Origin of the sequence: Absicoccus intestinalis, assembly GCF_033971885.1 — a bacterium.
GTDB classification, from domain to species: Bacteria; Bacillota_I; Bacilli_A; order Erysipelotrichales; family Erysipelotrichaceae; genus Absicoccus; species Absicoccus intestinalis.
Window position 1 is genome coordinate 102,926 of record NZ_JALBUS010000003.1, and the last position, 26,483, is coordinate 129,408.

Consider the following 26,483-nt stretch of genomic DNA (forward strand, 5'->3'; position numbering starts at 1 on the left):
TTCTATTTCGGTATAGATTTTATATATGAAACATCTAAAAAAATTTAATATTCTTTTTAAACGTTATTTCATCGTATAATAGGAAAATAGAAAGAAGGAAATATATGTCGATCATTGATATTTTAAATAATAATAAAGTAACCATTTCTTTTGAGGTCTTCCCTCCCAAAAAAGAAACCAATTTTGATGAAGTAGAAAAAGCAGCCCGTCAAATTGCGGATTTGCATCCAAACTTCATGTCGGTAACCTATGGAGCTGGTGGCACCAATAATAAAAACACCGCCCACTTAGCGGCAGATATCCAAAATAAGACATCTACCCCTGTACTCGCTCACTTAACTTGTGTGTCTTCGACAAAAGAACAAGTGGCATCCGTCATCCATACCTATGAAGATTTAGGCATTGACAGTATCATGGCTTTACGTGGCGACCTACCAAAAGACGGTAAAGTGAGTTCCGATTATACCCATGCGATTGACTTGATTCGTGATATCAAAGCAATCAATCCCAACCTATGCATTGGCGGCGCTTGTTATCCAGAAGGTCATGTGGAATGTGAAAGACAATCCGAAGACATTCAACATTTAAAAGAAAAAGTGGATGCTGGTTTGGATTTTTTAACAACGCAAATGTTTTTTGATAATGATACTTTCTACAATTTTATGTTTAAGATTCGTGAAGCCGGTATTACCGTTCCCGTGTTAGCGGGTATCATGCCTATTACGAAAAAGCGCCAAGTTGCTCGCAGTGTGGCTTTGAGTGGTGCAACCATCCCACATAAATTCCGTCGTATGGTCGATCGTTTTGGCGATAGTGAAGAAACCATGAAACAAGCAGGTATCATTTATGCTTCCGAACAAATTATTGATTTGATTTCCAATGGAATCAATCATATCCATGTATATTCTATGAATCGTCCCGATATTGCTGCTGGTATCATTCAGAATTTGTCTTCTATTATTGATTATGATCGAATTAAAGAATAGTGAAATCCAACGATATCTTGGCTATCAAAAAATCCAACCCGATAAACAAATCAATACGTTGATCGAACGTTGCAAAAAAAACGTCATTCACCGTTCCACGCCAAGAAAAAGCGTCCGTGTCTTCCCGCTTATTTTTCAAGAAGACACATTAGTTATTGAAACCATGCATATCCAATCGAAAAGTTTGTATCGAAATTTAGCTGGATGTGACAAAGTGTGTCTAATGGGCGTGACCATTGGTCCTGCCATTGATCAATTGATTCGGCGAGCAGAAATTTCCCATATGGTAGAAGTTGCGATTTACCAAGCCATTGGAGCTGCCTATGCAGAAGCCTGGGCCGATACGGTCAATCAAGAAATCAAAGAAACCATGTTAGGTCAAGGCTATTATTGTCGCCCTCGATTTTCACCTGGATATGGCGATTTTGATTTAAGTTTTCAAACCCAATTCAGCCAATTATTAGATTTACCTCATACAACTGGTATAACGCTGACCGATACCTTATTGATGATGCCATCGAAATCTGTAACTGCATTGATTGGTTGTTCAACCAAAGAAGAACCTTGTATCTTGGCTGGCTGTGAAGTCTGTGAGAAAACCAATTGTTCGTTTAGGAGGAATACACAATGAAAACATTTTTGGATCGTTTAGGAAAAGAATGGCTCTTTTGTGATGGAGCGACGGGTACGATGCTGCAAGCTATGGGACTGGCAAGCGGCGAACTACCAGAAACATGGAATTTGACCCATCCCGATGAAGTCCAATCGTATATGGAAGCGTATTTAAAAGCCGGTTCAACCATCATCAACACAAACACATTTGGATTGAATCGAATCAAATTTGGAAAGGATACGCAAAGGATTGCCAAAAAAGCCGTAGAAATTGCGAAAGCAGCACGTGATGCAATCAATCCCGATGCCTTTGTTGCTTTAGATATTGGTCCTACGGGTAAATTATTAGCACCCATGGGTGATCTTGCGTTTGAAGAAGCTGTCTCTATTTTTGGTGAAGTCATTCAAGCCGGGGCACAAGCCGGAGCCGATTTGGTTTTGATTGAAACAATGAATGATAGCTATGAATCCAAAGCCGCTGTATTGGCAGCCAAAGAAAATTGTGATCTTCCTGTATGTATCACCAACACCTATGATGAAAGTGGAACGTTGATGACCGGTGCAACCGTTGAATCCATGGTTGCCATGTTAGAAGGTTTAGGCGTGGATGCCCTAGGCGTCAATTGCGGGGTAGGCCCTATTCAAATGAAAGGTGTCATTCAACGTTTAATTGATGCTTCTTCTTTACCTATCATTGTGAATCCCAATGCAGGCTTACCATCGCAGATTCATGGTCGTACCGTCTATGATCTAAAAGCGGAAATGTTTGCTTCAACGATGGCCGAAATTGCCGATATGGGTGTACAAGTTATGGGTGGTTGTTGTGGTACGACTCCAGAATATATTGAACGCATGATCCATATGGTCAAACAGAAACCATTCCAAACAAACACAAAGAAAAATCGCAGTGTGATTTCTTCGGGTTCGCAAGTCGTAGAAATTGGACCGAAACCAGTTATCATTGGTGAACGTATCAATCCAACCGGAAAGAAACGTTTTAAACAGGCTTTACGTGATCATGATATCAACTACATTTTAGGCGTTGGCTTAAAACAAGAAGAAGATGGCGCTATGGTCTTGGATGTCAATGTGGGTCTTCCCGATATTGATGAACCCAGAATGATGTGTGAAGTCATGACCAATCTTCAAAGCATTACTTCCCTTCCTCTACAAATTGATACGTCGGATCCGATTGCTTTAGAAAAGGCTTTACGTTTATATAATGGCAAGCCAATGATCAATTCTGTGAATGGAAAGCAAGAAAACATGGATGTAATTTTTCCTTTGGTGAAAAAATATGGCGGTGTAATCGTTGGTTTATGTTTGGATGAACAAGGCATTCCCGAAACAGCACAGGATCGATATGAAGTAGCACAAAAAATTGTAAATACAGCAGCTACTTATGGAATCGAAAAAAAGGATATCGTATTGGATGCGTTGGCTATGACCATTTCTTCCAATACGGCCAGTGCCAAAATTACCTTAGATACGATTCGTATGATCACGGAACAACTGCATTGTCATAGTATTTTAGGTGTTTCCAATATTTCATTTGGTTTACCACATCGCGAAATCATCAACTCGCATTTTTTGACCATGGCCATCAACAACGGTCTATCTTGTGCCATTATCAATCCGGGCAATGAAAGTATGATGCGTGCGTATCGTGCGAGTTGTGCCCTATCAAATATGGATCCACAATGTATGGATTATATTTCTACCTATGCAGATGTCCCGGATGAAAAGATAGAAACGATCCATTCGGCTAAAAAAACAAAACAGAATGTTGAAGAAACGTTATCCAGTGCGGTTCAACATGGTTTGGTTGAACAAGCCAAAATCTTATGTGAAAAAGAAATCCAAACTAAAAATGGATTGGATATCATTGATCAAGAATTGATTCCGGCCTTGGATATTGTGGGACAAGGATTTGAAAAGAAAACCATCTTTTTGCCACAGTTGTTGATGAGTGCGGATGCCGCAAAAGCCGCGTTTGAAGTCATCAAGCAATCGATGGTGGATACCCCGCAAAAAATTAAGGGACGAATTATTTTGGCAACGGTCAAAGGCGATATTCATGATATTGGCAAAAACATTGTGAAAGTCATGTTGGAAAATTATGGCTATCAAGTCATTGATCTTGGTAAAGATGTAGACCCGGAAGTCATTGTTGATACAGCGATTAAAGAAAACATTTCTTTGGTTGGTTTAAGTGCTTTAATGACAACAACGGTTGTCAGCATGGAACAAACCATCCAATTGCTTCATGAAAAGAAACCCGATACCAAAGTCATGGTGGGTGGTGCTGTCATGACCCAAGAATATGCGGATGCGATTGGTGCAGATTATTATGGTAAAGATGCCATGGAAAGTGTCCGTTATGCCAATTCTCTCTTTGGATAATAAAAGGCAGAAATGAGTTTTACGCTCGTTTCTGCTTTTTTAGGTGCTTTAAATTATAGCGAGGTATGATCCAAAATCATATTTAAACTTGGCGAGGTAATCAACCCCGTCAGGAATTTAAAGGTGGGGGGGGTCAACCCCGCTATTATTTAATATATCCTTTTTTATTGTTTGATTAAAAAATGATCCATGACTTTACAGACAGGCTTATACAATAAGAAGACCATCCAAAAATTGCTGATGCCATGAAGAATATCGAAAGGAATGCCGCTGATCCACCAAGAAATCATCATATTGAAACCACCAATAAAGAAATAGACAAGTGCACACATGGCGCCAAAGAACAGGCCAAAAGCGGCGGCAAGGATACTAAACGTAATGGTAGAATCCCAGCGTTTGAGTTTCATGACCAAAAAAACAAGAAAGGGCCAAATGTAGAGGTACATAAAGACCCATACATTAAAGCCCCAAATCATTGTTTCTAGAAGAATGTAGACCGCTACGATCAATAATGTCTTCCATCCAAAATAAAGCGTGTAAACAATCAACAACAAGGTTACAGGCTCTACATTCGGAATGGCTGCCATCGCCATCTTGGAAGTTTCTAAGATAGCGGTCAGCAATGCCATCAAAACCAATGTATGTGTATCCCAATTAGTTGCCTTTTTCATAAACAAGACGGAATTTATCGTTCTTCTTTACGGTTTGGGAATCCACACCATTTTGACCATATTTACCATTGACATAAATAGACCAATAAGCCTTATCTTTATTATAATCAGCTTTTAAGCCATTGACCGTGGTGATATACGTTCCGTATTCACTCTTGGTTCCTTTGATGGAGAATTCATCGGAATTTTTATCCAATTCCTTCAAGGCCGCTCCTAGATATTTCTTATCTGTAGATGCTTCATATGTCTTTTTGTTTCCTTTATCATCCACAACCGTTACCGTATATTCTTTGGAACCCACCATTGTGGTTGGTTGATTGGCTTTGTAGATACCAAAGAAGACAGCGGCGATAACGACTAACGCAATAATAAGACCAATTATTTTTTTACGTTTCATTCTATCGCCTACTTAGCAACAATGTTGACAACTTTACCTTTGACAACAATGATCTTCTTGATTTCTTTGCCTTCCAATTGTCGTTGTACATTCTGCAATGCCAAAGCTCCATCTTGTAACGATTGATCATCACTGCCTACTGGCATTTCAAATTTACCACGTACTTTACCATTGACTTGGGCAATAACAGTAACGGATTTTTCAACCAACTTCGATTCATCATAGGTTGGCCATGGTTCATACGCAATGGTATCTTTATGACCAAATACGGTTGCCCATAATTCTTCACCTAGATGTGGTGCAAAACAACTGAACATCTTCACAAAACCTTCGGCATATTCACGAGGAATGGATTTGGCTTTATAGGCATCATTGATGAAAACCATCATTTGTGAGATAGCGGTATTAAAACGCAATGCATCGATATCATGACTGACTTTCTTAACGGTTGCGTTGTAGCTCTTATCTAGAGCACCATCGTTTGTATCGGTGATATTGGCAACTTCCGTAAAGAAACGATTGACACGTTCCAACCATTTACGTGTACCATCTAGACCTGTTGTTGACCAAGGTAAAGCAGATTCCAAAGGTCCCATAAACATTTCATATACACGTAAGGCATCCGCACCATGAGATTTGACAATATCATCTGGATTAACGACATTGCCACGAGATTTACTCATCTTTTCACCATTGGATCCTAAAATCATACCTTGATGGAATAATTTTTGGAAAGGTTCTGGTGTAGGAACAACACCACAATCGTATAAAACTTTGTGCCAGAAACGAGAATACAATAAGTGCAATACAGCATGTTCAGCACCACCGACATATAAATCAACTGGTAACCAGTGTTTTAATAGTTTTGGATCTGCTAAAGCTTTATCATTATGTGGATCGATATAACGTAAATAATACCAGCAAGAACCAGCCCATTGTGGCATCGTATTGGTTTCACGTTTTCCTTTCACCCCATCGATTTCGACATTGACCCAATCGGTTAAATGTGCCAATGGACTTTCGCCATTATCGCTTGGTTGATAATTATTTGTAGCTGGTAATTCCAATGGCAATTCATCCAATTCAACAGCGCGTTGCGTACCATCTTCCATATTGATGATAGGAATTGGTTCTCCCCAATATCTTTGTCTAGAGAATAACCAATCACGAAGTTTATAGGTTGTTTTAGCTTCACCACAATGATGTTCTTCCAACCATGCCAACATCTTCTTAATGGCATCTTCTTTGTTCAAACCATCCAACCATTCGGAATTGATATGTACACCATCTTCGGTATAGGCTTCTTTAGAAATATCACCACCAGCCAATACTTGAATGATTGGTAAATCAAATTTTTTCGCAAATTCATAGTCACGTGTATCATGGGCAGGAACAGCCATGATAGCTCCGGTTCCATAGCTTGCCAATACATAATCCGAAATCCAGATTGGAATTTTCTTACCATTGACAGGATTGATGGCATAAGCCCCTGTAAATACACCCGTTTTGTCTTTATTTAAATCAGTACGTTCCAAATCGGATTTCGTTGCACAAATCTTTTTATAGGCATCAACGGCTTCTTTTTGTTCTGGTGTCGTGATTTCATCGACAAATGGATGTTCCGGAGACATAACACAATAGGTAGCTCCAAACAATGTATCACAACGAGTGGTGAAGACCGTAAATTCTTTGTCGTATCCATCAATTTTGAAAACGACATTAGCACCTTGTGATTTTCCAATCCAGTTCTTCTGCATTTCAATAGTTGATTGCGGCCAATCCAATAATTTCAAATCATCCAATAAACGTTCCGCATAGGCAGTGATTCTCAATACCCATTGACGCATTGGTTTACGAATGACTGGATATCCACCACGCTCACTTTTACCATCAATGACTTCTTCGTTCGCTAAGACGGCTTTTAATTCTGGACACCAGTTAACTGGAATTTCATCCACGTAGGCTAAACCTTTTTTATATAATTGCAAAAAGATCCATTGTGTCCATTTATAATAGGATGGATCGGACGTATTGACTTCACGATCCCAATCGTAACTAAATCCTAAGGATTGGATTTGGGTACGGAAATGATCGATATTTCGTTTCGTAAAGGTAGCCGGATGATGTCCTGTCTGGATGGCATATTGTTCAGCTGGCAAACCAAAGGCATCCCATCCCATTGGATGCAGAACATTATATCCTTCCATTCTTTTTTTACGAGCAATAATATCAGTTGCCGTATATCCTTCTGGATGACCTACATGTAAACCTTGGCCACTTGGATACGGAAACATATCCAATACATAATACTTTGGCTTAGAAAAATCAGATGTATCACATTTAAATGTTTTCTCATCTAACCATCTCTTTTGCCATTTTTTCTCAATTGTCTGATGATCGTACATTTTCTCCTCCTACAATAAAAAAACGCCCTTATCTAAGGACGTTTGAAACGCGGTACCACCTTAGTTATCAAATATAACATTTGATCACTCAACTCTTTTAACGCAAGAGAACGGATAACATTACTTATCAGCTCCTTAGCAAGTTCAAGGTCATTTCTTCCTGATTTTCACCAACCATCAAGTCTCTACAAACAAATGATACCTTTACTACTCTAATTCTTCGCCTATGCTTCGATTTTACCTTTTTTTTAAAACAGAGTCAATATCCATCGAAATGATTGCTTGATCATCATAATAAATCTTCATGGTCACGATACGATTGGCTTTGGCATAGGTACATTCCACATAGGTTTTATGATCGTGGAAGGAAACCGATATGCCATCAATAGACACATTCTTTTCATCCATTCGCGACGTTCCACAACGCAGAGCCATTTGGTTTTGACGTATCATGGCCTTAGCGTAAGATATACACGATAAATCAATCACATTTTGTTTTCCACATTGAACCAAAGCGACTTGCTGTAAAGTCTCTAAGGATAAAACACTCATTATTTGCATTAATAACACAAAACAAACCAATGCGATCCAGGTGCTATACCCATTCATAGATCTGATAGGTTTGTTTGTTTCCTTGCTGATCAATCGTAAGATAAATTCCCTTTTCTTGTTTCTGAAATGTTGCCCCATCAATATTCTCCATCCATATTTCATAGCCTGGTTGTTTGACCAAACGATGCTTATCATAACCGATTTGATAGGTTTCATGGTTCATATCAATAATCAATATACCTTCTTGTACATGGCAAGTGGCTAAAGCACAGCGTTGTCGTAACTGAAGGATAGCAACTTCTATCTGAATGGTTTGGCGAGATGTATACATATGATACACACTCAGAATCAAAACAAACGCCAACATACTTACTAATAGCGATACATACAAAGACAATAAAGCTTCAATCAGCGTAAAACCATTTCGTTTCGATTTCATCATCGATCCTGCTTTCTGCATTGGATTTGGCTAAACCCGCCATCATTACCACCAACAATACACAAATGGATACAATCAAAAAAGCCAAGAGAGCTTCGGCCAAAGTGAAACCATTTTTATTCAAGGCGACCACGTCCAGATCCCAATTGAAAAATCAAACGACTCGATGTTTTTCCTTGATAACAGGTAATGGTTAACGCATTCGAGATATTTCCTTTCGCATTGTAGTGATAGGTAGCCGACTCACAAGATACACTAGATGGATAACGAAGCGAATGTCCATCGAAAGAAACCGAATGATCCGACCAAATTACGGATACTTCCCGTTTTTCACGCATGGCTCTTTCTTGCATGAGGATGCTTTGATCCAACATTTGTTTCATAAACAAACGCAAACTCGGACGATAGGGTCTTACTTGTATGGCCAGGATACAAAAAATCATCAATACAAATAGAGTTTGGAGCATAGTAAATCCATTATTGGGCTTTCGCATCTCCATTCACGATCACCACCTGCTTGCCATTGGGACATGTATCTTGTCCTTTTTTGAGATAGCCACCCGAAATTAGATCCGATACAGAAGTCGGTGTTTTATCGTGATCAATTTCATACAATAGGATTTGCGAGTTCACAATATCCAATAAGGCATTACATCCTTTGGCACGAATAATTTTTTCTTTTTGCTGGATATTAGGTAAAGTAATCAATAAAAGAACCGCAACAATCAACATGACAATCATCATTTCTAATACCGTAAACGCATTTTTCTTTTTCATGCAACCTCCTAGAACGTCTGTAATAAATTTAACGGTAATAATAAAACTTGATAGAAAACCAATACCAAGATAGCCACACTGGTATAAGAAAACAATTGAACAAATAAAATATATTTTTTGATGTGTGCTTGTATGTCATATAATGTACGCGATTGATAGATGGGTAAAATATGTAGCAAATTGGAACTGTTCATTCCCAATTGAATACAACGCATAAATAATGGATCCTTTCCAAATTCGCTATTAAGTGCATCCAACAAGGATACCCCTTTTTCTAATTGCGATTGAATATGTATCGCATTGGTCTTGGTTGCTTTCATTTTGGTCATCGTTTGAATGCATACTTGAGTCGAACAACCATTTTCTAATAGAGCACACCATATTAAAGAAAACGAATAATAATCAATGGATCGAAACAAGGGCAATGTTTCGATTTTATTCTGTAGGAATGGAATCCAATGTCGACAAATAAAACCAAGAATCAATAAAAGTAACAGCACAAATAAAAAGGTATAGCCAATCTGAAGCGCACGGACCAATCCCATGGATGTAGAGGAGGAATCATAAGTCAACAAAGACGGTATGATCGTTTGTGAAAAGAAGAGAATGAGTCCATAGGAAAAAAGAAAGAGAAAGGTTGGGTAGGCCAGTGCGCGTAGAACTTTTGTCTTTAATTCAGATTGAACTGTATCTAAAGCATCCGTACAACGGATGGCTTTATCAAAAGGTAGTGATTGGCATAAAATATGTAAGGTTTGAAAATATGGTTCTTTGGTATTGACACACAACATGTCAACCAATGATTTTCCTTGAGCCAAACCAGCTAATATTTTTTTGTGTTCTTTAAAACTTAATTCAATCATGGTTACCGTATCCAAACCATGTTGATTCAATAACGCAAATTGTTTGATTTCATCCTTTGAGATCTTGTATGTCCAATTCGGCTTGTTTGTCAGTGATATCTCCTTGGATAAGAGCTTTGCGAATGGCTTGATCCAAAGTGATATGCGTCGGTGAATAGGCATCGTTTTCCAAGACATAGCGCAGTTCCTTTCCTGTCAGTAATTCATAAATACATTGTTTGGAAGAAGCAGAAGACATATATAATCGTTGGGCTAAGATGGCTGTTAGCGTTGTTTTTAACTCGTATTTGGCAATACCAAAATCCATCATACGTGAAATACTTTCTTTTCCATTTTTGGCATGTAACGTTGTAAAGACCATATGTCCCGTCAACGCCGCGCGTATGACCATCTTCGCTGTATAACTATTACGCGTTTCTCCAATCAAAATCACATCGGGATCGTGTCGTAATAATTCTTCGATTCCGCATTCATACGTAAATCCTTGAGATGGATTGATTTCCAATTGTAGATAGGATGGATCGTCAATTTCAATGGGATCTTCTAAGCTCACCACTTTATAACGTTTATTTAGAGCAATTTCATGTAGAATGGCATGCAAGGTAGTGGTCTTTCCTGAATTGGTGGGTCCTACACATAAAACCAAACCTTGACGAATGGTTGTTAATTGATGTAAGAACTGTCTTTGTGATACATCCAACGTTAAATCTTCAATTTTCAGATCCATTTGCGTATGAAGCAAGCGCAAAACACCTGTTTGGATATCGTGATTGTAGATGACACTGAATCGACAAAAAATATCATGATAGACAAATTGTCCACTTTGCGGTATCCATGGATTGGTTAAATCAAAACGAGCATGAAATTTCAAGAATTCAAAAAAAGCAGGTTTCCATACATTTTGATCAATATCTATTAATCCTTGCATCGTACGTAATTGAATATGTAACTGTCCATGACTACAAGTAAAATGAATATCACTGGCTCGTTTATCAAGGGCTAATTGAATCAATGCATCTAATAGTTCTTCCATGTACTCTAATACGGACAGAAAAAAAAGAAGTACAAAATATGTACTTCCATTATTCCATCATGGAATTCCATTGTTTTTCATGTTCCAGGGTCGATGCCGGTCCATGTCCAGGATATACGATATAGTTGATATAGAGTTTCTTTAGGGTATGAAGCGATTCATTCATTTGTGAATACGAACCAGTTGGCATGTCTACCCTTCCACAAGAACCCATAAATAGTGTATCTCCCGAAAACATATACTGATCAATCAAAAATACACAAGAACCTCGTGTATGTCCTGGTGTATGAAGAACTTCCAATTCAAAGGCACCAATTTTACATTTTGGCAGTGTTAGAGCCGTTGGTGAAACTTTGCATCGAAAAGGCATACCAAAGTAAGATGATACGTTCAATTTGTCATCATCAAAGAAATCAAATTCACTGGAATGCACATAAACAGGTACGGGATGTTTTTCTAAAATACTGGGAATTCCACCAATATGATCAAAATGTGCATGGGTCAATGCGATGGCATCCAATACGGCATTCTCAGATTTTAAAATGGCATCCAAATCATCAAATGGTCCACCCGGATCAATAACCAGTGCATGTCCTTCATTAATCAAAACATAGCAATTGGTATCGATGGGACCAAGCATACGTGTAATTACTTTCATAACGTTCACATATATAAAAAAGACCGAAAACGGTCTTTTTTATCTTTTCTCCTTATGTTCAGTCATTTTATTGCATTTTGGACAATATTTTTTGATTGTCATGCGATCAGGATGTTTCTTTTTATTACGAGTACCAATGTAGTTTTCTTCTCCACATACAGAACACTTAAAAGTAATACGATCTCTCATTCGTCTCACACCTTTCCACGTTAACGATAGAATTGTATCAAAATTGCTTTCATTGTGCAAGAACAATTCATCATACATTGAAAAAGTGGGTCGAACCCACTTTTTCATTCGAATCAAAACAATGATCATTCATCATCTTTTCTTCTTCGTTTTAGACTCAGCAATAATCCGGCAGCCGCTAACATCGCTGCAGCATACGTACCACCAAAGGACTCAACACCAGTATTTGTATTTTCCTTATTGACTTTTTTAGGTGTCAAGATCTTATCGGATGTATGTCCTGGAACGATGACTGGGTCATCGCCGGTCGATGTTTTTGCACTTGCGGTTACATCATTCACAACCGAACCTTTTACTTGATCCGCTTCTGTTACGATATAACTTGTTGTCCATGTCTTAGATTCACCTGGTTGTAAGGATTCAATCGACCAAGTATCCTTTGTGAGAGGATCTTCTACCTTAATATCACGCAACTCAACATTACCATCATTTTCGGCTTTAATACGGTATGTGATTGTTTCACCCTTCGTATAACCGTCTTTATTTTGTGGTGTGCTTGTTGTTGTTTTCGTTAAGGTCAGATGCGGCTGACTCTTTTCTGTTTCATTCGTTACTTCACCTGGAGTCACATCTGGTTTGTCGCCTGTTGAATCTTCGCCATCGGCCGTAGCCACATTGACAACTTCGCCTTTAGCTACATCTGCTTCTGTTACCTTGTATTGGGTATCGAACGACTGTGATTCACCTGGTTTTAATGTGCCAACATCCCAATGATCATCCGTTAATTCATCATCAACGGTTACATTCTTGATCGTTACATTACCCGTATTGGTTACTTTCACTGTGTAGTGAATCGTTTCACCTAGTTTTGCAGGGCTATCCTTATCGGAAGTCTTTTCAACCAATAAACTTGGGTTAGAAGTTTCTACTGGTGTATCCACTTTATCTTCCACTGGATCTAAATCGTCTGCTGAAACGGTCGCAACATTGCTTACTTTACCTGCTTTGGCATCCTGATCCGTAACCACATAGGTAGTATCAAAAGATTTTTCTTCACCAGCAGCCAGTTCATTCAATGTTTCCTTCAATCCAGTTAAGTCATCACGAACCTGAACATTCTTGGCAACAGTATTACCTGTATTCTTGACGGTGATTCGATACGAAATAGTTTCACCATTTTTATATAGATTACCCTCTTTCGGTGTACTCGTAACCGTCTTTGAAATCTCTAAGCGACCAAATTGATCTTCTTTATCTTGACCTTCATAGTCCTTACCATCTTCGAATTTTGCCGTTACGATATTGGTATATTCTTTGGCATTTACATCTTCATCACTCACAACGTGAGTCGCTGTTGTCGTAACGGTTTCACCTGGTGCTACATTGGTAAATACATTTTCACCCGTGATCTGAACATCATCTTGTTCAACGATCGTAATGGTTTGTGGCTTATCATAAATATTGGTTACTTCAATCGTAAAGTGGATCGTATCACCAGTTTGATAGGTCTTCGAATCATGTTTCTTTGTGACTACAAGATCCGTTGGAACATTTTCATCAGTAACTGTTAAAGTTCCTTCCTCTAAAGTGACAATATAGTTATCACCTTTAAAGTTCTTTCCTTTCTTGTAGCTAATTTCATTTTTCGATTCACCTACATACAACTGCGATCCATTAGCCTTTAATTCTGTCACTTCACCATCGACAAAGGTATCGCCAGAAACTGTAACTGCCGGACTCGTTAATGCTTTACCATCATACACTTTGCTTGCACTTGCCGATTGCAAGTTCACTTTCCGTTTGTTCACCGTTAAAGTTCCATCTACTTTATGAATATTCGCAAATTGATCGGTCACATCTTCATCACCTTTTAGAATTTTAACCGATGAAACTAGGTTCGATGCTTTGCCAGCATCCGTGATTTCACCCGTTGTCGTAGCTGTTGCACTAAAGCCCTCTGGCAATCCCGTAACAACATAACCATCTTCATTCAACGACGTACCATCATATGTCTTTTCTGCATCTTTGGCTTGCACATGAATCATCTTGGTATTTGGTGTAATGGTTAATTGACCTTCCGTATAGGTGATAGCATAGTTGCTTGCCTTAAATGTTTCTTTGTTTTCAGTGTAGGCAATGGTATTCTTCACTGTACCCACTTTTGTGATGGTTCCAGTTGCTTTCAGATCACTGATTTCACCATCGACAAAGCCATCACCACTCACACGAACACTTGGTGCTGTTAATGGAGTACCATCGTATTCTTTTGTTCCCGATGCAGATACTACATTCACCTTACGTTTGATGATCGTCAATGTACCTGGATTTTTCTGGATGGACTTGAATTGATCAGTTACATCGTCTTGATCTGCATCTTTAATCACTACAGATTCAACGATATTATCCACTGTGCCAACGTCGGTTATCGTGCCTTTTGTCTTGACTTCAGCTGTGTATCCCTTTGGCAATCCCAATACATCTGCATTGCTTTCGGTCAATGGAGTACCATCATATCGTTTCGTTACGCTTCGTGCATTGACTACGATTTCTAATTCACTTTGCGTAATGGTCAAAGTACCTTCATCTTTTGTAATCACATAATTTACTTCGTTAAAAGTCGCATTGGTTTTATAGGTAATCGCATTCTTGACAGAACCCACTTTCTTGATGAAACCGGTAGCTTCGATATCCGATACCTCACCTTCCACAAAGCCATCGCCTGTGATCGTGACTTTTGATGCAACTAATGGGGTTCCATCATAAATCTTATCTGCACTTTCCGAACGCAAATGAACAGTTCGAGGATTAATCGTTAATGTTCCATCAATCTGTACGATATTGGCAAACTGCGATGTTACATCCTCATTATCTTTCATGATCTTGACGGATGTGATCTTGTTTTCTTTCGTACCTACATTCTTGATACTGCCACTCGTTTGGACATCTGCACTAAATCCTTCTGGTAAACCGGATACATCTGCACCCACATCGCTCAATGTAGTGCCATCGTACATCTTCTCCATGCTCTTTGCTTTTACGGTAATAACATCCGTATTTGGAACAATTTCTAATGTACCTTCCGTCTTGTTAATTTCATAATTGGTTTCATTGAAACGAGTATTTGTATCATACGCAATCGTATTCTTTTCTGTACCGACTTTCGTGATCGTACCGGTTGCACGTACATTGGAAACTTCCGTATCTAGGAATCCATCACCTGTGATGGCAACAGTTGGTGCTGTTAAGGCTTGGCCATCATATTCTTTCGATGCACTCGAAGAACTTAAGTTGACAACACGTTTCGTAACGGTTAATTTACCATTCACTTTTTTGATTTGTGCAAACTGATTTGTGACATCTTCATCGCCTTTCTTGATAACGACATCACCCACTACATTATCCGTACTACCAACATTCGTTTGTTGACCACTCACACTCGTTTCGATAGTGAAACCTTCTGGCAATCCCGTCACGGAATACCTGTCATAGACTAAGGCAACACCATTGTATTCGCGTGTCGCATTTCCTGCTTTTACCGTGATCGACTGCGTATTCGGTGTGATCTTTAATGTACCTTCGTTTTTAACGATTTCGTAATTACCTGCATTAAATCCAGCATGGGCCGTATACTCAATCGCATTTGGGGTACTGCCAACTTTTGTGATAGATCCAATCGCTTCTAGATTGCTTACTTCACCATCGACAAAGCCATCACCAGATACGGTAACCGTACTTGCGGTTAATGGCGTACCATCATATTCTTTCGATGCACTCGAAGAGCTTAGGTTCACGCTTCGTTTTGTCACGGTCAACGTACCCGACACTTTCGTAATATGAGCAAATTGATTCGTCACATCTTTACCATCACTATTTCGAATGACCACTTTCGCAATGACATTTTCGGCTGTTCCCACATTTGTGATACTGCCACTTGTCGTTACTTCCATGGTAAAGCCAGTTGGTAATCCAACATAATCATAACCACTCTGTGTTAAAGGTGTGCCATCGTATACCTTTGTTGCATTGTGTGCAGCAATAACGATTTCATCTTCATTACTTGTGATTGCTAACGTACCTTCGTCCAAGTTGATTTCATAATTGTCTTGCTTGAATCCAGAACCTGGCGTATAGGTCAGTTTGATCGTATTGATCGTACTACCAACATCCGTAATTGTACCGGTTGCTTCAACCGTTGGTGCTTCTGCACTCACAAAACCATCACCACTTACAGTTACGGTTGGTGCTGTTAATGGCATGCCATCATATTTTTTGGCTTTACTGTCCGATTTCAAATTCACAACACGTTTATTGACAGTCAAAGTTCCATCTTCAGTGATGATATTGACAAATTGATTGGTGACATCATTTCCATCTTTCAAGATTTTGACCGATGTTACATCATTATTTGCCACGCCTGCATCAGTAATGCTACCACTTGTTGTAACTTCCGCTGTAAAGCCGGCTGGTAAACCAGTGACTGTCGCATTCTTCTCTTCTAAAGCCGTGCCATCATAGGTCTTCTGCGCATCATTGGCTTTGACATAAATAGCCTTCGTACTTGACGTGATCGTCAATGTACCATCATATTCAGTGATATCATAATTGTCTGCCTTAAAGGAAGAATTCTTTGTATACGTAATATCATTTTTAACCGAACCTACGTTTGTAATCGTACCGACTGCTTGAATGTCTGATACTTCACCAATCACAAAGCCATCGCCTTTCACCGCAACATTTGGTGCCGTCAATGGCGTACCATCATATTCTTTGGATGCCGATTCTGACATCAAATTCACAGTACGTTTATTCACTTTCAATACACCGTTGATCCGTTGGATATGTTCAAATTGATCGGTCACATCATTACCGGCAATATCGCGAATAATAACCGATTCAACCACATTTGCCACTTCGCCAACATCGGTGATGCTACCTGTGATCTTTACTTCCGCCGTGTAATTGCTTCCCAATCCAGTAATGTCATAATCGCTTTGGGTCAATGGAATACCATCATACAACTTGGTTCCATTATGTGCCGCAACAACGATTTCATCACTATTCCGCGTGATCGTTAATGTACCTTCATTTTTGAAAATATCATAGTTATCCGCTTTAAATTTTGGCTGCGTTGTATAACTGATCGTATTGGTTACACTTCCTACTTTGGTAATCGTTCCAATCGCTTTGATGTCACTGACTTCACCATCCACAAAACCATCGCCACTAATGGTTACTTCAGCATCCGTGAGTGCTTTGCCATCATAGGCCTTGCTAGCACTGTTAGAGGCCAAGTTCACATACCGCTTGTTAACTGTTAATGTACCATTGACTTTGACGATATTCGCAAATTGATCCGTCACATCTTTATCACCATACTTGATTACGACAGATTTTACAGTATTGTCCGTTGTTCCCGCATTGGTAATGCTACCTTCGGTTGTTACTTCGGCACTAAAGCCATCGAGCAGACCTGTTACTTCCGCATTCTTTTCAGTTAGTGCTCGACCATCGTAGGTCTTTGTTGCATCATTGGCCTTGACTAAGATCGCATCGGTATTTTGCGTGATGACCAATTCTCCTTCATTCTTGATGATTTCATAGTTCGATTCTTTAAAACCACTATGCGTCGTATATTCAATTGGATTCGGAACACTACCTACTTCAGTGATCTTTCCGGTTGCATGAATATTGCTTACTTGTCCATCCACAAAGCCATCGCCAGTCACTGTAACATCCGGTGCTCGCAACGACTTGCCGTTGTATGGCTTCGTTGCACTTTCCGAACTTAGGATCACCGTACGTTTGTAGACAGTCAACGTTCCATTGATCTTGATGATATTCGCAAATTGATTGGTGACATCGTTGCCATCCGCATTGCGAAGGATCACATTCGTGACTACGTTATTGGTATTGCCTACATCAGTAATGCTGCCACTAGTAACTACTTCAGCGGTATAGCCATCTGGCAAACCGAATACATCAGCATTGTTTTCGGTAAGTGCAGATCCATCATACTTCTTAGAAGCATTTCGCGCACGAACCGTAATGACATCTTGATTTTGCGTAACGGTCAAAATACCTTCGCTCTTGATGATTTCATAGTTACCAGATTGGAATGAATCCATTTCAGTATATGTGATGAAATTGGTCACACCACCAACATTCGTGATCGAACCAGTTGCATGAATGTTACTTACTTCACCATCCACAAAACCATCACCACTTACGGTAACATTTGGTTTAGTCAATGCCTTACCATCATATACTTTGCTTGCACTTTCTGAAGTTAACGTCACTGTGCGCTTCGATACCGTTAATAGACCGGCTACCTGAATAATGTTACTAAATTGATTGGTAACATCTTTGTTGTCTTTTTTGATCACTACCGAGGCTACAAGATTGTCGGTTGCACCCGCATTGGTAATGCTACCTTCCGTTGTCACTTCAGCTACAAAACCATCTGGCAAACCAGTAACCGTTGCACTGCTTTCCTTCAAAGCTGTACCATCATATTTCTTTTTGGCATCATTGGCTTTCACTAAGATCCTTGTAGAATTTTGCGTAATCGATAACGTACCTTCGGTTTTGGTGATTTCATAGTTATTGGCATTAAATGCCGCATTTTCCGTATAAGAAATGGTATTTGGTACACCACCAACTTCGGTAATCGTTCCAATTGCTTTGATATCGGATACTTCACCATCCACAAAGCCATCACCACTCACACTGACTGTTGGTGCAGATAGCGGTGTGCCATCATATTCTTTAGAAAGACTTTGTGAAGTTAAATGGACAGTGCGTTTAGTGACCGTTAAGGTACCATTGATTCGAGTAATATTTTCGAATTGATCTGTTACATCTTCGTCACCTTTTTTGATGACAACGCTTTGAATCACATTATCGGCTTTTCCTACATCTGTAACGCTGCCTTGGACATGAACCTCAGCGGTATACCCATCTGGTAAACCAACGATGTCATACGTATTGTTCGTTAAAGCAGATCCATCATAGGTCTTGGACGCATTATGTGCCGTAACCACGATTTCATCTTTATTATGTATAATTGTTAATGTACCTTCGTTTTTAACGATGTCGTAGTTGTCTTCGTCAAATTTTGAACTTGTATCATAAGCAATGGTATTCGGTGTAGAACCTACTTTTGTGATAGATCCTGTTGCACGAATATTGGAAACTTCACCATCGACAAAACCATCACCAGAAATCGTAACAGTTGGCGATGTTAGTGCCGTACCATCATAAGTCTTTGTAGCACTGCGCGACGATAAAACGACACTTCGTTTATTGACCGTCAAAGTACCATTGACACGAACGATATTTGAGAATTGATTCGTCACATCTTTTCCATCAGCATTTTTGATGCTTACCGAAGTTACTCGATTGACCGTGACGCCGACATCCGTGATACTTCCACTTGTTTCTACATCAGCTGTATACCCATCTGGTAAACCTAATACTTCGGCATCGGCACGTAATGCTTTGCCATCGTAAAGCTTTGTTGCATCTTTGGCACGCACAATAATTTCATTCGCATTATGCGTAATGACCAACGTTCCTTCGGTTTTTGTAATGTCGTAGTTGGTCTCCTTGAATCCACCTTGCGTCGTATACGTGATCGTATTGGTCACACCACCAACCTCAGTGATCGATCCGGTCGCTTTGATATCTGTCACTTCACCATCGACAAAACCATCGCCGCCTACGGTAACATCTGGTTTGGTCAATGCTTTGCCATCATAGACCTTGCTAGCACTTTCGGAAGTTAAGGTAACCTGACGTTTGGTCACGCTCAAGACACCATTTTTTCGAATGATGTTGCTAAATTGATCGGTTACATCTTTGCCATCGCTATCTTTGATCACAACTGTTTGGATCACATTATTGGTTTGTCCCACATCGGTAATGCTACCGCTTGTAGTTACTTCTGCCGTATAGCCGTCTGGTAAGCCAGTAACACTAAATCCTTTATCATTCAAAGGTGTACCATCATACACTTTGCTCGCATGATTGGCACGAATATTGATCTCGTCTTCATTCGTTATGATAGTCAATGTACCTTCTTTGATTTGGATAGTATAGTTCTCTTTATCAAAACCACTATTTTCTGTATACGTGATAGTATTCTTTGTAGAACCTACTTTGGTGATCGAACCCGTCGCTTTGATATTTGAAACTTCGCCATCAACAAATCCAGCACCACTTAACGTCACATTTGGTTTCGTGAGTGCCTTACCGTCATATTTCTTTGTTGCGCTTTCGGAAGTTAAAGTCACCTGACGTTTTGTCACCAACAAATGACCATCACTGACTTGGATCGAAATCGAATACTGATTCAAATCATTGCCAGTTACTTCAAAATCACCAGCCGTTAAACCAATCGCATACGTACCGGCTTTTTTACCAGTAGCTGCTTTTGCTTGGGCAGCCGATTCATCCAATGTCAATCCGGAAGGCAGATTCGAAGCCGTTTTGCCATCTACCGTGTAAGATAATGTATAACCACTTGCAGAATGGCTCTTTCCATCATAAACATGAGATGTCTCATTTCCTGTGACTTGGATCACGAGTGATTTTTTCTTTTTCCATTGCGCATACAAGTCGTTATCGCTTGTATTGTCGACCAAAATAGTTTCACCGGCTTGGATCGATTTTCCACTACTATCTTTCCAGCCATCAAAATAATATCCATTTGGAACTGCAAATCCAGCTTCTGTATGGGTATAGGCCTTGAAAGATACGTTGTTTTCTAATTCATCCGAATTATTGATCGTTTGTTTTTTCGTCAGCTCAACACCATCTGGATAATTCGAATGATACGTCAAACTTGTTGTCTTCGCTGGATCACCATAGATCGCATACAACGTCATATTACCAGTCACTTCTATTTTATCTCCCGGATAATAAGAAGTGTCCGTTCCGTCTTTGTCGGTTGACCAATATAAGAATGATTTCTTATTTGGTGCCCTCAGCCCTTTAGCCGATTGAATGTCTGCATACGTTCCATTTACATACTGCTTTGGATCGGTAACGCTTCCGCCACCACCATTCGCATCATAGGTGATCGTGTACTTTTGCGTACTTAGATAATGTGGATACAACACAATATCATTATAGAGTTGGGTATCCAAATTAAAGGTCGTGTAGTTGTTGCCATCTTTGGTTGCCCAACCAATCCATTCCGTATTTTCTGGAATCGTGATAATGGTGCCAGATCCTTCCGATAAAATATTACCATATGCATCTTTTACAGTTGGTAAAAGCGAAGGATTGATTTTTTCGCCATACTGTACATCGATTGGAATTGTCATTCCATCACCGCTTATTGTCGTATGAATGGTTGCCGTATAGGTTGGGGCTGCCCATTTCGCATACAAAGTCAATCCTGCAGCTGGCATAACCGTATTGAAATCAAATTTCTGTGTCGTTTCTGGATCTTTATACCATCCCTGGAAAGTAAAACTATCTGGGATTCCCGAAGGACGAGCCGGTGTATAGTTCGCAAACGAATTTAATGATTGTTCATACAAAACCGATTCTTCTCTCGATACACCATTATAGTTATAGAATGCCAATTCATAACTATTTCTTGTATACCGCACATAAAGATCTTCTCTGCTTCCAGATACCGATTGACCTGCACTGGTATTTGTCCATGAACCACTACTTCCTAAACGATATTGGGAAACCGTGAATCCGGTATACTTATTCGTAAAGTTGAAAGTACCATTGCCTGCCTGCGTAGAATTGGTCGGTGTTGTACTGTACGAACCATCGAGGTTTTGCTTGTAATGGCGAATGGTACGTACTGCAGAATAATTATTTTTTGTTAGAGTTAATGTTTGATTTCCATTTCCATCCGTTGAATATTCATTATTATCAAAAATAAACGCGTCTAAGAAAGTTAGTATCGTATTATCACTCTCTTGCCAACATTTTCCATTACCTGGTGATGGCCAGCTATATCCATTCTGTTTCAATGTCTGACCATATAAACCAGTATAGGTATAAAGCGTAGTACCACGAGACCATTCTTGGAAATGGATGGTCATCGAAACGCGATCGTAATAAACATTTAATACGGTTGTTCCATCACCATTGATACTAACGGACGTGGATTTCGATGCATTGTAACGGAATCCCGTATAGTTCTTATTTCGATCCGAATTAGATGGAGAAACCACATCTCCGGTTTGGCCTGTACGTATTTCGGAATCTTCGTAATCATAGGTCTTCGTGCTATCGGTTGCATCCTTACTATCATTGATCGATTGTTTCCAATAGATGACTGTATAAGATGTATCCGTATTGGCAGACCATACAGCATAGATTGTTTGATTATCACTCAACGTTTGGCCAAAATGATAGTTGACGGATCCACCTTCAGTAGTCGACCATCCTTTAAACATATAACCTGGACGTGTCGGATTGTTTGGCTTTTGGGTTTGTTTCCCAGCGGCTACAAATTCCGGTTCGATATACGAAGCATTATCTCCGGTTGAAAAATATAAATAATGACCTTTTTCAATTTTCGGATATAATGTCACATTGTGATCCGATAATGTTACCTCGTTAACTGCGTTGGTCAGCTCTTTATCAGTATACCAACCAGTAACGGATTCTTCCGATCCCAATGGTACCGAAACATCTGAAGTCGTAATGACCTCGCCAGGTGCTCCCTCTTTGGTATTGAAAACACGACCTGTCTTATCTGTAAAGAATACATATAGCTTTTGTGAAAAGACAGGATATAAGTCAACCGTCGAAGTCTTTTCAACCGTTATCGCTTTCGTAATATCAAAGTTGGCTTCACTCGAACCTTGGCTGGTCGCCCATCCTTTAAAAATATTACCTTCTTTTTCTGGTGATTCTGGTGCTGTTAATGTTTCACCATTTTTCACCTTTTGTGTAGCATATACATCACCATTGGCATCATGGAATTGATACGTCGCCACAGCGGGATCTTCATCTTCCGTTCCAATACCCGTAATAACATAGATAGAAAAGGCATTGGCATTGAATGTTGCACCTTGTGCGGAAGCATTTTGAGAAACGGTTTGAACGGTACCATTGTCTTCTTGATGGACAACGGTGAAATCTTTACCTTTCAAGCTCTCGTTTAATTGCATTTGTACTTGTACACCCTGTCCATCTTTTGGCTCGATTTCTTTGCCTGATGAATCATAGAATGTAATGTCTACACCAATCGCATCTTCTACTTTTTCATTTCCTGTAATCGTTTGTTTCGCAATTTGTGTTGCCGTTTTACTCGATACAGGCGTGATTGTCATTGTCGTGCCTTCTGGGAATATTCCTTCCACCGCACTGACATGAACCGTTACCTTCCCTGCACTCTTCGAAAAATTTTGTGCGGGATAGGATACTTTTTCTTCTTCATTGCTTGTTGTGTTTGTATCCTCTTCATTAGATGCTGTTTGGGTTGTTGGTTCTTCCTGTGGGGTTGTCTCAACTTCCGTTGTTGCCTGTGATTCTGTTGTCGATTGTTCAGACGGAGATGTTTCTGTCTTTTGTGGAACATTCGATTCAGTTGTTTGATTCGCCTCCTCGGTCGTTGGCGTTTCTGCCGTTGTTTCCGTTGTTGGTTGTTCTATAATGTCTTCTCCATACGTTGGTGTAACGGAAGAAGTGAACGTTGAAACGACCATACCGAAAACGATCAAAACACTGAGCAGTTTTTTTATACCTTTCTGCATCAGTAGTCCTCCCTCTTAAAATTTTTTGCTCAAAAAATAATACAAAAATACGATCTTTTATTGAATGATTGTTCTGTTCTTTTTGTGGAATCTAAAATAGGATACACTTCGAATTGTTGGTTTTCTTTCGATATCTTTCTATTGTGTATGTTATATACACCAAATGGGGTTGATTCTATTATTTTTTACTATTCATTAATTGAAGGTAATTTAATCTTTATTTCTATCTGTTTTTTGCCTTTGTGATCAACCAATTCTTTTCACTTCATTGTGATCTTATCTTATATGTGTGTTTTACATAACGATATCTTCTCAATTCATCTTGTGTTGCATTCCATTGGATGCTCTATATCTGCATTCGAAATCGTAACCTGCCGTTCCTTTTTCATCGCTCCTTTCTCTCTTTCATATATATATATATATATATATAATTGCGGTAGGAATTTGTGCATTTCTAAAATATGTTGATACTGTATCTAAACTTATTCTAGCATATGCTTAACCTTTAATGAAGTATTTTTTGTGCATATCTTTCTTTGTGTCTATCTTTCGGCCAACAAAAAAGCACAGCTTCACGTTGTGCTTTTCTTGTTATGATGCTGGATACAATTCAAAATACTTTTTTAATACATCCGGTACGACATCATAGGTACATATATTTTCCGATACACTTTTTGAGTTGACTGATGACGTTGGTGCTACACACGCAAACGAAACAGTTGGATTTTCGTAAGGAGCATAACCTACAAAGACAGCGGTTGTCCATTCATTGACCTCGGCTGTACCGGTCTTACCAGCAACTGCAACATCCATATTTTGGAGATCATCACTCGCATTGCCCTCGGAAACCACGGCGCGGAATCCTTGTTGGACACGATTTAGATACGTTTTGTTCTTTTCTGGTAAGGTACTCTTTAAGATGCCACCACCAGTCTGGATCACTTGATCACTATTGACTTCTTTGATGTATTTCATCAAACTTGGCTGGTACATCTTACCACCTGTCGCAATGGTCGATACATATTCCATCAATTGTACGGGTGTATACATATCCATCTGTCCAATCGCATAGTTTAGAAGCATACCTGGCTCAAAACCAACACCCATATACCCACTGACTTCATCTGGTACATCCAAGCCAGTTTTATTACCTAGACCAAACATCGAATAATACGATCGCATCTTATTCAAGGTACCGGTGACATCATTGATATGGAGCGATTCACCTTCTTTATAGGTATCACCACCCAAACGAATCGCGATATTAAACATATAAACGTTACTCGATACGGCCAGTGCTTGGATATCATCGACCGGTCCATGATCTTCATAACTACTGAATTCTTGACCCCCAATATTCATTGTCTGGTCCACAATGATCTCGCCAGGTTTGACAGCGCCTTCACTCAGTCCCATGTAAACCGTCGCGCCTTTTACACTTGAACCTGGATTGGCTAAGGATGCATAACAACCCGATGCAAAATAGGTCATCTTACCGGAATCCAGATCTTTTTGATACCCCGACATAGCCAACACAGAACCAGAATTTGGATCCATCATACACATGAACAACGTCGAGAAATTTTCACGATTGGTTGAGCCACCTTTTTCTTGTAGAACCGATTTGACGGTTTCATCTAATTTTTGTTGCAGATCGATATCGATGGATAAATATACATCGTCGCCTTTGACGGCCGATTGTACAACGGTCTTCTTCGCCAAACCATTGGAATCATATGTGATCTTAGAAACTTGTGCCTGCCCCGATAAAACATCATTATATTCATATTCCAAACCAGATTTTCCAACGGTCGCATTATATTGGAAACCACGTTGCAAATAATAATTCGCATTTTCGGATGGCAATCCTTGGGTACTTGTAGAAACGGTTCCCAATACATCCGAAAGCGTTTCGCCATATGGATATTCGCGTTTCCAGCCACCAAAATCGACATCAAAACCAGGAAAATCACTCTTATGTTCCACTAAGTAAGCGACATCATCATCGCTCACATCTTCCAAAATCACATTTTCTTGTCCGGTAGAAGCATTTTCGGTCATCCGTTGATAGATTACTGCAATTTTTAATTGCTTATCCGACATTTCTTTGAGTTGTTTTTTACCAATTCGCTTCATCAATATTTGATGACGTCGCGTTTCGGCATTCGTTCCCCACAATCCGGATTTATATGCATTCCGCTCTGATTTTGTCAATAAATGATTCGCAGCATATTCGGAATTGGATGGAGATAAAAACGATTTCCACGTAATATAGGCTTCTTTTTTATCCGTTTCCGAAAAATCATCGGTATCAATATTAAATACTTCGACCAAACGTTTCGCATATAATTTATAATCTTCACTCGACATATTATTGGGTGATGTATATACAATATTATGACTGACCACGGTTTTGGCTAACACCCGTCCTTTACAATCGTAGATCTGACCACGTGGTGCATTCACATATTGACGAATCGATGTATAATCATCTTTTTTCTGTACATAATCATTGTATGAAAACACTTGAATATAGATCAAGCGAATAAAAATCACCAAAAACAAGACAACAATAAAAGAAGATAATAAGAGAATACGGTGGGATATTTCATCATCCATGCCACGTATCTTATGTAAATGGCTAGGTTTTCGCAAATGCGGCATACCACTACCTCCTCTACTTTGTCTATTATACACGAATTCTTTTTCATTTAAAAAAAACGTTCAAAAGCATCAAAAGGGTATAAGAAGGCAGTTTTCTATACTCCA

Annotated in this window: 16 protein-coding genes and 1 other annotated feature; of the genes, 3 read left to right on the plus strand and 13 right to left on the minus strand. The window is 39.3% G+C overall.

The features are described from left to right. Window positions 1-104: 104 nt before the first annotated feature. Genes metF through MOZ64_RS02765 form a run of 3 tightly spaced genes read left to right on the plus strand, consistent with a single transcriptional unit; the run spans window position 105 to window position 4,001 of the window. Entirely contained in the window at window positions 105-986 is an 882-nt protein-coding gene (gene metF, locus MOZ64_RS02755; protein WP_320325093.1) for a methylenetetrahydrofolate reductase [NAD(P)H], read from the plus strand. Beyond that, window positions 967-1,617 carry a vitamin B12 dependent-methionine synthase activation domain-containing protein gene (locus MOZ64_RS02760; RefSeq protein ID WP_320325094.1) on the plus strand — a complete coding sequence of 217 codons (651 nt, stop codon included), beginning with the start codon at window positions 967-969 and terminating at the stop codon, window positions 1,615-1,617. The genes metF and MOZ64_RS02760 overlap by 20 nt, the downstream gene beginning before the upstream one ends. Continuing rightward, window positions 1,614-4,001, plus strand: coding sequence for a homocysteine S-methyltransferase family protein (locus MOZ64_RS02765; RefSeq protein ID WP_320325095.1), 2,388 nt, complete (start codon window positions 1,614-1,616; stop codon window positions 3,999-4,001). The genes MOZ64_RS02760 and MOZ64_RS02765 overlap by 4 nt, the downstream gene beginning before the upstream one ends. Window positions 4,002-4,165: 164 nt before the next feature. On the opposite strand, the gene MOZ64_RS02770 is transcribed toward MOZ64_RS02765, so the two are convergent. The 13 genes from MOZ64_RS02770 to MOZ64_RS02830 all read right to left on the minus strand — a co-directional run bounded on the left by MOZ64_RS02770 (window position 4,166) and on the right by MOZ64_RS02830 (window position 26,378). Further along, a complete protein-coding gene (locus MOZ64_RS02770; RefSeq protein ID WP_128519872.1) occupies window positions 4,166-4,672 on the minus strand; it encodes a hypothetical protein in 507 nt (168 codons plus the stop codon). After that, on the minus strand, window positions 4,656-5,069 hold the full coding sequence (locus tag MOZ64_RS02775; RefSeq protein ID WP_128519873.1) for a DUF4430 domain-containing protein: 414 nt from the start codon (window positions 5,067-5,069) through the stop codon (window positions 4,656-4,658). Before MOZ64_RS02775 ends, MOZ64_RS02770 begins: the two co-directional genes overlap by 17 nt. A gap of 8 nt (window positions 5,070-5,077) precedes the next feature. Then, window positions 5,078-7,474, minus strand: a complete 2,397-nt coding sequence (leuS, locus tag MOZ64_RS02780; RefSeq protein WP_173446020.1) for a leucine--tRNA ligase — start codon at window positions 7,472-7,474, stop codon at window positions 5,078-5,080. A gap of 31 nt (window positions 7,475-7,505) precedes the next feature. Further along, window positions 7,506-7,704 (minus strand) — a binding site (T-box leader). A gap of 7 nt (window positions 7,705-7,711) precedes the next feature. After that, window positions 7,712-8,026: a hypothetical protein gene (locus tag MOZ64_RS02785; protein ID WP_148039799.1), complete on the minus strand. Its 315-nt coding sequence runs from the start codon at window positions 8,024-8,026 to the stop codon at window positions 7,712-7,714. Window positions 8,027-8,069: 43 nt separating this feature from the next. After that, window positions 8,070-8,468, minus strand: coding sequence for a competence type IV pilus minor pilin ComGF (locus MOZ64_RS02790; protein ID WP_320325096.1), 399 nt, complete (start codon window positions 8,466-8,468; stop codon window positions 8,070-8,072). Beyond that, on the minus strand, window positions 8,431-8,589 hold the full coding sequence (locus tag MOZ64_RS02795) for a prepilin-type N-terminal cleavage/methylation domain-containing protein (RefSeq protein WP_320325097.1): 159 nt from the start codon (window positions 8,587-8,589) through the stop codon (window positions 8,431-8,433). Before MOZ64_RS02795 ends, MOZ64_RS02790 begins: the two co-directional genes overlap by 38 nt. Continuing rightward, window positions 8,582-8,965: a type II secretion system protein gene (locus MOZ64_RS02800; RefSeq protein ID WP_128519877.1), complete on the minus strand. Its 384-nt coding sequence runs from the start codon at window positions 8,963-8,965 to the stop codon at window positions 8,582-8,584. The genes MOZ64_RS02795 and MOZ64_RS02800 overlap by 8 nt, the downstream gene beginning before the upstream one ends. Then, window positions 8,943-9,242: a competence type IV pilus major pilin ComGC gene (comGC, locus tag MOZ64_RS02805; protein WP_128519878.1), complete on the minus strand. Its 300-nt coding sequence runs from the start codon at window positions 9,240-9,242 to the stop codon at window positions 8,943-8,945. Before comGC ends, MOZ64_RS02800 begins: the two co-directional genes overlap by 23 nt. A gap of 912 nt (window positions 9,243-10,154) precedes the next feature. Continuing rightward, window positions 10,155-11,138 (minus strand): ATPase, T2SS/T4P/T4SS family, encoded by a 984-nt coding sequence (locus tag MOZ64_RS02810; RefSeq protein WP_173446023.1) that lies wholly within the window; start codon window positions 11,136-11,138, stop codon window positions 10,155-10,157. Window positions 11,139-11,187: 49 nt separating this feature from the next. After that, on the minus strand, window positions 11,188-11,796 hold the full coding sequence (locus MOZ64_RS02815; protein WP_277633812.1) for an MBL fold metallo-hydrolase: 609 nt from the start codon (window positions 11,794-11,796) through the stop codon (window positions 11,188-11,190). Window positions 11,797-11,835: 39 nt separating this feature from the next. Continuing rightward, the gene (gene rpmG, locus MOZ64_RS02820; protein ID WP_128519882.1) at window positions 11,836-11,985 is read right to left on the minus strand and encodes a 50S ribosomal protein L33; all 150 of its coding nucleotides are present in this window, start codon (window positions 11,983-11,985) and stop codon (window positions 11,836-11,838) included. Window positions 11,986-12,110: 125 nt separating this feature from the next. After that, the gene (locus MOZ64_RS02825; RefSeq protein ID WP_320325098.1) at window positions 12,111-23,714 is read right to left on the minus strand and encodes a CLIPPER-2 domain-containing protein; all 11,604 of its coding nucleotides are present in this window, start codon (window positions 23,712-23,714) and stop codon (window positions 12,111-12,113) included. Between the two features lie 591 nt (window positions 23,715-24,305). Beyond that, entirely contained in the window at window positions 24,306-26,378 is a 2,073-nt protein-coding gene (locus MOZ64_RS02830; protein ID WP_320325099.1) for a peptidoglycan D,D-transpeptidase FtsI family protein, read from the minus strand. Window positions 26,379-26,483: the final 105 nt, after the last annotated feature.

Coding starts and splice junctions, on each gene's coding strand:
- MOZ64_RS02800 (WP_128519877.1), bottom strand. CDS start 8,965: ATGGAGATGCGAAAGCCCAATAATGGATTTACTATGCTCCAAACTCTA.
- comGC (WP_128519878.1), bottom strand. CDS start 9,242: ATGAAAAAGAAAAATGCGTTTACGGTATTAGAAATGATGATTGTCATG.
- MOZ64_RS02815 (WP_277633812.1), bottom strand. CDS start 11,796: ATGAAAGTAATTACACGTATGCTTGGTCCCATCGATACCAATTGCTAT.
- MOZ64_RS02770 (WP_128519872.1), bottom strand. CDS start 4,672: ATGAAAAAGGCAACTAATTGGGATACACATACATTGGTTTTGATGGCA.
- MOZ64_RS02825 (WP_320325098.1), bottom strand. CDS start 23,714: ATGCAGAAAGGTATAAAAAAACTGCTCAGTGTTTTGATCGTTTTCGGT.
- leuS (WP_173446020.1), bottom strand. CDS start 7,474: ATGTACGATCATCAGACAATTGAGAAAAAATGGCAAAAGAGATGGTTA.
- MOZ64_RS02775 (WP_128519873.1), bottom strand. CDS start 5,069: ATGAAACGTAAAAAAATAATTGGTCTTATTATTGCGTTAGTCGTTATC.
- MOZ64_RS02790 (WP_320325096.1), bottom strand. CDS start 8,468: ATGATGAAATCGAAACGAAATGGTTTTACGCTGATTGAAGCTTTATTG.
- MOZ64_RS02810 (WP_173446023.1), bottom strand. CDS start 11,138: ATGGAAGAACTATTAGATGCATTGATTCAATTAGCCCTTGATAAACGA.
- rpmG (WP_128519882.1), bottom strand. CDS start 11,985: ATGAGAGATCGTATTACTTTTAAGTGTTCTGTATGTGGAGAAGAAAAC.
- metF (WP_320325093.1), top strand. CDS start 105: ATGTCGATCATTGATATTTTAAATAATAATAAAGTAACCATTTCTTTT.
- MOZ64_RS02785 (WP_148039799.1), bottom strand. CDS start 8,026: ATGAGTGTTTTATCCTTAGAGACTTTACAGCAAGTCGCTTTGGTTCAA.
- MOZ64_RS02765 (WP_320325095.1), top strand. CDS start 1,614: ATGAAAACATTTTTGGATCGTTTAGGAAAAGAATGGCTCTTTTGTGAT.
- MOZ64_RS02760 (WP_320325094.1), top strand. CDS start 967: ATGATCGAATTAAAGAATAGTGAAATCCAACGATATCTTGGCTATCAA.
- MOZ64_RS02830 (WP_320325099.1), bottom strand. CDS start 26,378: ATGCCGCATTTGCGAAAACCTAGCCATTTACATAAGATACGTGGCATG.